Here is a 7355-nt window from a genome sequence, read left to right as displayed (position 1 = left end):
ACGGTGCCCGGCGGTGGGCCGACGCGGGCGCGGCAGTGCCCGCACCGGGCCGCCGGGCCCAGCGCCGGCCAGGGGCGGGTCAGGCCGACCGGCGCGCCGCAGGCGTCACAGCCGGTCCGGCTGGGCAGACCCGGGGGTACGGCGTAGCGCAGCGCGGCCAACCGCATCAGCGGACTGACCGCGAGGATCGCGAGCACGGCCAGCCGCGACCTCGCCACGGTGAACACGGATCGTGATCGAGGGCTCGCTGTGGTGTGACGGATGGCGCGGAAAGCGACCTGCCGACCCGAGCCGGCGGGGCTGCTTTCGACCGCTTCGGCGTCGGGCGGGGCGGCCCGCTGATCGGTCGGCGACCCCGTTCGAATGCCGGGATGACGCCACGATGTCCCACTCCCGCGCCCCGTGGCGAGACTCCGATGAGCCCGTTCGACCCAGCGACGTCCCATCAACAACGACCTTTCGCTCGGCCTTCGCTCCGGGCGCGGTGCGAACACCCGCCACCACCACCTGTCATCACGCAGAGTGTTCACTTGAATTACCTCTGTTGCATCGGCGAGCGTCAGCCTATGCTCGCCCCTTGGGTGTGACGCAAGCCTCACCTTCGCTATCGGACGACACAGGAATCTGAATTCGCAAAAGATCCGTAACGGTGAATGCCGAAGCGCAATGAACGGCTCCGGATGTGCTGATCCGGGCGCGCTTCCGCATGCCCGGCGGCGGTGAACAGCCACCGCCCCGGGCGACCACGAGGAGGCTCGACGGTGCGCGGACGGCAGCTCAGACGAGCGGCAATCTGCCTGCTGGCGATCGTGGCGGCGATACCGGCCACCGCCTGCGCCAGCGGACGGGAAACCGTCGAAAGGCCGACCCCGGTACGCGACGACGGGCACCGGACCAATCCCGACGTCGATCGGCACGCTGCCGAAAAGGCGGCGCTTGACGCGTACTCCGGTTATCTCACGGCCTCCCGTAAGGCGGGCCAACGCAGTGATCCGCGCGCGCCGGAACTGTCCCGGTTTCTCGCTGATCCACTTCTGACTCGGGTTCGGGTGTCCATTCGCGAGGCTAAGGAGCACGGCGCCATGCGTACCGGAACGGTGAAGTCCGACCCGACCGTGACCGCCGTCAGCCTGGACGCGAAACCGGCCACCGTGGAGATTCAGGACTGTCTCGACACGACCGGCTACCGGCTGGTCTACGCCAAGGACAAACGTCCCGTGCCGGGCAGCGGCGGCGGCCGGCACCTCTCCACCGCCACCGCAACCCGGTACCCGGACGGCCGCTGGTTGATCAACTATGGCGCGACGCACCGGGACCAGCCGTGCTGACCCGGTCCGGGACAACCCGGCGGGCACTCGCCGGGATCGGCCTCGCACTCCTGCTGGTGCTCGGTGCCACACTGCCGGCCACCGCCGCTCGACGGGCCGACCCGGGGGCCGGTTGCCCGCCCGATCAGCCCGACTGCAGCGTCTGGGACGACGAACCCGGCAACCCGGGCGGTCCCGGCGGCGGAGACGACGGTGGGGGTGGAGACGGCGGTGGCGGCGGGGGCGGTGTCTGCCAGTGGAACGGGCGGACCATTCCCTGCTACGACGAGGACCTGGGCTGGTTCAACAACGGCGACGGGTGCTACTACAAGCTGACCGAGGGGCCGACCGAGCCACCCGAGGGCGAGCAGTGGTACCTGCAGACCTGCAACGGCGGCGACCTCGGTGCCCAGGACGTGGTGACGCTGGCCGACCCGCCGGCCGGCTTCGGCGCACCGCCGAACCCGGAGGAGCTGGCCCGCCGCGCCCTGGCGTCGATCAAGCTGCTCCCGGCGCCGCTCAGGGTCGCGCCCCGCAAGAGCATCGGCCCCGGACTCGTCGGCCTGCCCGTGTGGATGTGGGCGGCACCGAGCACCAGCTACTTCGGGCCGCTGACCGCGTCCGCGTCCGACCGGGACGTGACCGTCTCCATCGAGGCGAAGGTCCGCGAGATCGTCTGGGACATGGGCAACCAGGAGCAGGTCTCCTGCGACGGCCCCGGCACCCCGTACGACCCGAAGGGTGACCGGGCCGGCGGCACCTCCCCGGACTGCGGCTACGACAAGGGCTACCAGAAGGCCGACACCTACCAGGTAACCGCCACCACGTACTGGACGGTGACCTGGAGCGGCGGCGGCGAGAGCGGAGTGATCCCGGTGACCCGAAACAGCGGCACGGTGCCGATCCAGATCAACGAACTCCAGGTGGTGACCCGATGAGCCTCGCGACCCGCAACGGGACCGGATCCGTGGACGCGCCCGTCAACCCGCCCACTGTGGTCCGCCAGCGGCGGGTCCGCCCCGGGCTCCTCGGTCTCGCCGTCCTCCTGATCGCCCTGGGCGGGCTGGGTGCGGCGTTCGCGGTCACCTCGGTCCGGGCCACCGGCAGCTATCTGGCGGTGGCCCGCCCGGTGGAGGTGGGCCGCGAGATCAGCGCCGCGGACCTGGTCACCGTGCAGGTCGCCGGCGGGCAAGGGCTGCGCCCGGTGCCCGCCGGACGGCTCGACGAGGTGGTTGGCAAACGGGCAGCTGTCGCGCTGCTTCCGGGCACGCTGCTCACCCTGGGACAGGTCACCGACGACCCGCTGCTCGGCCCCGGCCAGCAGCAGATCGCGCTGGGTCTGAAGACCGCCCAGGTGCCGGCCCGTGAACTGCACCCCGGCGACAAGGTCCTGCTGGTCAGCACCCCGGACACCAGCACCAACGGAGACCCGCCCGCCGCCGCCGGCACCCGGTTCCCGGCCACCGTCATCGACATGGTCAGCCCCGGCAACGACGACAAGGTCCTGTACCTGGCGCTACTCACCCGTGACGTGCCCGCCGTGGTGGCGCTCGCCGCACAGGAACGGCTCGCCGTCGTGCTGACCGAGGCGGCCTGAGCATGGCGATCATCGCGCTGGTGTCCGCGAAGGGCTCACCCGGCGTCACCACCTCGGCGCTGGCCTGCGCGCTGGCCTGGCACCGACGGCTGGTGGTCGCCGAATGTGACCCGGCCGGCGGCTCGATCCTCGCCGGCTACCTCGGCGGCCAACTGGACGGCCCACGCGGCATCGGCGAGCTGGCCGTCGGGGAGCTGCGCGACGGCAACCTGGAGACCGGGTTCTGGTCCCAGCTGGTCGACCTGGACGCGCCCCACCGGGAACGGCTGCTGCTGCCCGGCCTCGTCGACCCCGCCCAGAGCGGCAGCGTCACCCCGCTCTGGCAGCGCTTCGCCGACTACTTCGACGCCCTCGACCGCGGCACACCCGGCTACGACGTGCTTGTCGACTGTGGCCGGCTGCACGTGACCGGGCCGCCGTGGCCGGTGTTGCGGGCCGCGTCGGTGGTGCTGTTGGTGACCCGGGCGCACCTGCCGGACCTCTCCGGCACCCGCGCGGTGGTCACCACCATCGAACGGGACTTCGCCGAGCACCGGGTGGCCCCCGGCACCCTGCGGCTGCTGCTGGTCGGCGACGGTCACGGGCGGGCCGAGATCAGCCGGGCGCTGAAGCTGCCGGTGATCGCACGGCTGCCGCACGATCCGCGTACCGCCCGGGTGCTCGCCCTGGGCGGGACCGTGCGCGCCGGTCGGCCGCTGATGCGCGCGGCGGCCGCGCTGGAGGTCCCGATCGGGGCGCTCCTGGAGCGGCGACGGGCCCGCCTGGCGTGGCCCGTGCAGCAGGGGGTGCCGGATGCGGTTTGAGCCGGTCTCCACCGATCCGCGCCAGCAGCCACCCGGCGTGACCTCGACCGCGCCGCCACTGGCCGTGCCGAACGGCCGGCACCACCAGTCCGTGCCGCAGCCGATGCCCGCGGTCACCGCGCCGCCGGAGCCGCCGCCCCGGCCGCGAATGGACTTCCAGGTGGTCCGGGAGCTGCGCCGGGAACTCACCGAACGGCTCACCCTCTGGCAGCGCGGCCGGGAGTTCACCGTCGACGAGGAGGACACCGAGCGGGCCCGCCTCGCTGTCACCGTCGTCGCCGCGTACGCGGACTCGGTGCGCCGGGCCGGTACGCCGATGGCCGCCAGCGAGGAACGTCTGCTGCTCGACCAGGTGACCGCCGAGTTGGTCGGGCTCGGCCGGCTACAGACCCTGCTTGTCGACGACACCATCGAGGAGGTGCACATCCTCGGCTGCGACCAGGTACGCATCACCCGGCACGGCGGTGGGGTGGACTGGGCCGAGCCGATCGCCGACAGCGACGCCGAACTGGTGGAGATCCTCCAGGCGGCGGCCCGGCGGGCGGGCGCGACCGAGCGCTCCCTGTCCACAGTGAAGCCGACCCTCGACCTGCAACTGCCCGACGGCAGCCGGTTGGCAGCGGTGTTCCTGGTCAGCCACCGCCCGTACGCGGTGATCCGCAAGCACAACACCCTGGACGTGAGCCTCGACGACATCGCGGGCGGCCGCAACGACCTGGACGAGATGATCGACCCGCTGCTGCGCGACTTCCTCCGCGCGGCCATGCGCGCCGGTCTGAACATCATGGTCGCCGGGTTGGCCGGTGCCGGAAAGACCACTGTCATCCGGGCGCTGATGAACGAGATCCCACCCGACGAGCCGTACGTGCTGCTGGAGGAGAGTCGGGAGCTGCTCCCGGCCCGCCGCCGGGAACGGCACCGGGCGGTGATGAGCTTCGAGGCCCGGGAGGGCCACGGCGAACGCGGCTTCGACGGCCGCCCGGCCGGTGAGGTGACCATCGCCGACCTGATCCCGCTGTCGCTGCGGATGGGCGTCCTGCGGATCATCGTGGGTGAGGTGCGGTCCCGGGAGATCGTGCCGATGCTCCAGGCGATGACCACCAGCCGGGGGTCGATGTGCACCATCCACGCCCGTACCGCGGCGGGTGTGGGTGAACGGATCGTCGAGCTGGCGTTGGCGCACGGCCGGGAGATGACAGTCGACCAGGCCCGTCGGATGGCCGGCAACGCGCTCGACCTGATCGTCTACGTCACCGTCGAGGACGAGACCGCGATCGGTGGGCGCAAACACCGGTTCGTCTCTCATGTGGAGGAGGTGATCGGGGCCGGCGAAGCCGGTCGGATCACCACCACCACGGTCTTCGGGCCCGGCCCGGACGGTCGTGCGGTCCCCCGGCACCTGCCGGAGCGGGTCCGTGACCAGTTGCTGCGGGTGGGTTACGACGCGCGGCTGCTGACCCGGTGGGTCGAGGCCGGTGCCGGCGCGTGGCGGCGGCCCCGGCAGACCCGACTGGCCCGGCGGTGACCTGATGCTCGGCAGCCTGGAACTGATCGCGGTGATCTCCGGGGCCGCCTGTGTGGCCGGGCTGCTGCTGGCCGTGGTCGCGCTGGTCGGCACCCGCCGGCCGCCCGGGCCGACCCCGGGCGGCGGCCCGGGGCTGAGCCGACTGTGGCGAGGGCCGGGCAGCACTCCGGCCGAGCAGCGGGCCTACCAGGCGCTGCTGGTCGCCGCGGTGGCCGCCGGCGCGCTGGCGTTCCTGTTGACCGGTCTGCCGGTGGTGGGCCTGCTGGTGGCGGTGGCGGTGCCCGGCACCCCGTGGCTGTTCGGGGTGGGCAAGGCCGAACAGCGGGCGATCGCCCGGATCGAGGCGGTCGGCGAGTGGACCCGCCGACTCAAGGACGTCTCCGGCACCGGGCAGGGTCTCCAGCAGTCGATCATCGGCACGATCGGCAGCGTGCCACCCGGCATCGAGGACGAGGTACGGGTGCTCGCCGCCCGTCTACAGGCCGGCTGGCTGGCCCGTTCCGCGCAGCGGGCGTTCGCCGACGAGATCGCCGACCCGGTCTGCGACCAGGTGGTGGCGGCGCTGATCCTGCACCTGTCGGACCGGGGTGAGCGGCTGGGTGACGTGCTCGGTTCAATCGCCGGCGCGGCGTCCGCCGAGGTGGCGACCCGTCGGGAGATCGAGGCCAAGCGTACGCAGCCCCGGTTCGCGGTCCGCTTCCTCACCGGAATGACCCTGGCGACCCTGGCGTACGGGCTGATCAACATCGAGTACATCAAGCCGTACGGCACGCCGGTGGGTCAGCTGGTGATGGCCGCCCTCGGTGCCGCCTTCATCGGCCTGCTGGCCTGGGTGCGGTCGATGAGCCAGCCGCGACGTCCGGCCCGGTTCCTGCCGGCGCCCGACCCGGCCGAGGTGATCGCGTGATCGTGAACTGGCAGTTGGCTCTCGCGGTCTGCGGTGGCGCCGGGATCGGTCTGGGTGTGTTCCTGGTGGTCCGGGAGCTGGTGCCGGCGACACCGGCGCTCGGGCCGGCGCTGCGCCGGCTACACCAGCCACCGGGCACCGGCCGGGTCGCCACGCCCGCGTCCCGGCGGCTCGACTCGCTGACCGGGTTGTCCCGCTGGTTGCGACCGCCGCAGCGGCAGCTGGCCCTGATTGGTCAGACGCCCGAGCAGTACGCGCTGTCGGTGCTGCTCTCCACGCTGATCGGGCTGGCCACGCCGACGCTGCTCGGGGTGACGCTGTGGGCGCTCGGCGTCTCGTTCCCGCTGGTGGTGCCGGTGCTCGGCAGCCTGGGCCTGGCGCTGCTGGGCGGTCTGCTGGCGCACCGGGCGGTGCTGACCAAGGCGGATGCCGCCCGTGACGAGTTCCGCCAGGCCGTCTGCACCTACCTCGACCTGGTGGCGTTGCAGCTCTCGGCGGCGCACGGGCCGGTGCAGTCGCTGGAGCGGGCGGCGGCGGTCTGTGACGGCTGGGTGTTCGACCGGCTGCAGGAGTCGCTGCGGATCGCCCAGATGCAGATGCACGCGCCCTGGGACGAACTCCGCGACCTCGCCGACAAGGTCGGCATTCCGGAGTTGGGGGACGTCGGCGCGATCATGCGCTCGTCCGGCAGCGAGGGCGCGCAGGTGCACGAGACGCTGCGCAGTCGGGCCGACTCGCTGCGCGACCAGATCCGCACCGACAACCTCACCCGCGCCGAGGGGGTGACCAGCAAGCTCGACATCCCGGGCGCGCTGCTCGTCTTCGTGCTGCTCGGGTTCGTCCTCTATCCGTTCATCACCCGTGTCTGACCCCACCCCCTTGAAGGAGAACGCGATGTCCATCCTCAGCTATCTGCACGTCGTGCTGACGACGCGCCTGGCCGAGTTGCGCCGCGACGGTGAGCGGGGCGACAGCCCGGTGCCCACCGCGGTGATCATCGCCGGCCTGGTCGCCGTCGCCATGGCTGTCACCGCGGTGGCGCTGACCAAGGCCAACGACTGGATGACCAAGATCCCGGGCTACTCGCCCCCGAAGTAGCCGGCGTGAGTCGAGCAATGTCGTCGAGGTGGAGCCGGGCGGTCACCGCCGCCCGGCTCCCTCTCGCGGCCGACGACCGTGAGCGGGGGGCCAACCCGGTGGAGCGGGCCAGGAAGAC

The 7355-nt window shown here is 72.4% G+C and carries 8 protein-coding genes and 1 pseudogene; 8 read left to right on the top strand and 1 reads right to left on the bottom strand.

Annotated elements, in window-relative coordinates; all coding sequences use genetic code 11:
- A pseudogene (locus tag KBX53_RS16235) lies at window positions 1-167 on the bottom strand (prepilin peptidase); the annotation flags it as partial.
- 594 nt (window positions 168-761) lie between these two features.
- On the opposite strand from KBX53_RS16235, the gene KBX53_RS16230 reads away from it, so the two are divergent.
- Genes KBX53_RS16230 through KBX53_RS16195 form a run of 8 tightly spaced genes read left to right on the top strand, consistent with a single transcriptional unit; the run spans window position 762 to window position 7237 of the window.
- Window positions 762-1328, top strand: a complete 567-nt coding sequence (locus KBX53_RS16230; RefSeq protein WP_210860141.1) for a hypothetical protein — start codon at window positions 762-764, stop codon at window positions 1326-1328.
- Window positions 1322-2245 carry a hypothetical protein gene (locus KBX53_RS16225; protein ID WP_030332288.1) on the top strand — a complete coding sequence of 308 codons (924 nt, stop codon included), beginning with the start codon at window positions 1322-1324 and terminating at the stop codon, window positions 2243-2245. Before KBX53_RS16230 ends, KBX53_RS16225 begins: the two co-directional genes overlap by 7 nt.
- The gene (locus tag KBX53_RS16220; protein ID WP_030332281.1) at window positions 2242-2904 is read left to right on the top strand and encodes an SAF domain-containing protein; all 663 of its coding nucleotides are present in this window, start codon (window positions 2242-2244) and stop codon (window positions 2902-2904) included. The genes KBX53_RS16225 and KBX53_RS16220 overlap by 4 nt, the downstream gene beginning before the upstream one ends.
- Window positions 2905-2906: 2 nt before the next feature.
- Window positions 2907-3707 carry a ParA family protein gene (locus KBX53_RS16215; RefSeq protein ID WP_030332279.1) on the top strand — a complete coding sequence of 267 codons (801 nt, stop codon included), beginning with the start codon at window positions 2907-2909 and terminating at the stop codon, window positions 3705-3707.
- Window positions 3697-5232 carry a CpaF family protein gene (locus tag KBX53_RS16210; protein WP_030332277.1) on the top strand — a complete coding sequence of 512 codons (1536 nt, stop codon included), beginning with the start codon at window positions 3697-3699 and terminating at the stop codon, window positions 5230-5232. Before KBX53_RS16215 ends, KBX53_RS16210 begins: the two co-directional genes overlap by 11 nt.
- A 4-nt stretch (window positions 5233-5236) precedes the next feature.
- The gene (locus KBX53_RS16205; protein WP_210860139.1) at window positions 5237-6139 is read left to right on the top strand and encodes a type II secretion system F family protein; all 903 of its coding nucleotides are present in this window, start codon (window positions 5237-5239) and stop codon (window positions 6137-6139) included.
- The gene (locus tag KBX53_RS16200) at window positions 6139-7008 is read left to right on the top strand and encodes a type II secretion system F family protein (RefSeq protein WP_030332275.1); all 870 of its coding nucleotides are present in this window, start codon (window positions 6139-6141) and stop codon (window positions 7006-7008) included. Before KBX53_RS16205 ends, KBX53_RS16200 begins: the two co-directional genes overlap by 1 nt.
- Window positions 7009-7033: 25 nt before the next feature.
- Window positions 7034-7237, top strand: coding sequence for a hypothetical protein (locus tag KBX53_RS16195; protein ID WP_210860137.1), 204 nt, complete (start codon window positions 7034-7036; stop codon window positions 7235-7237).
- The last annotated feature ends 118 nt before the right edge of the window (window positions 7238-7355 follow it).

Origin of the sequence: Micromonospora sp. M51 (genome assembly GCF_018070305.1) — a bacterium.
GTDB lineage: Bacteria > Actinomycetota > Actinomycetes > Mycobacteriales > Micromonosporaceae > Micromonospora > Micromonospora parva.
This window is presented reverse-complemented; position numbering and strand designations above follow the sequence as displayed.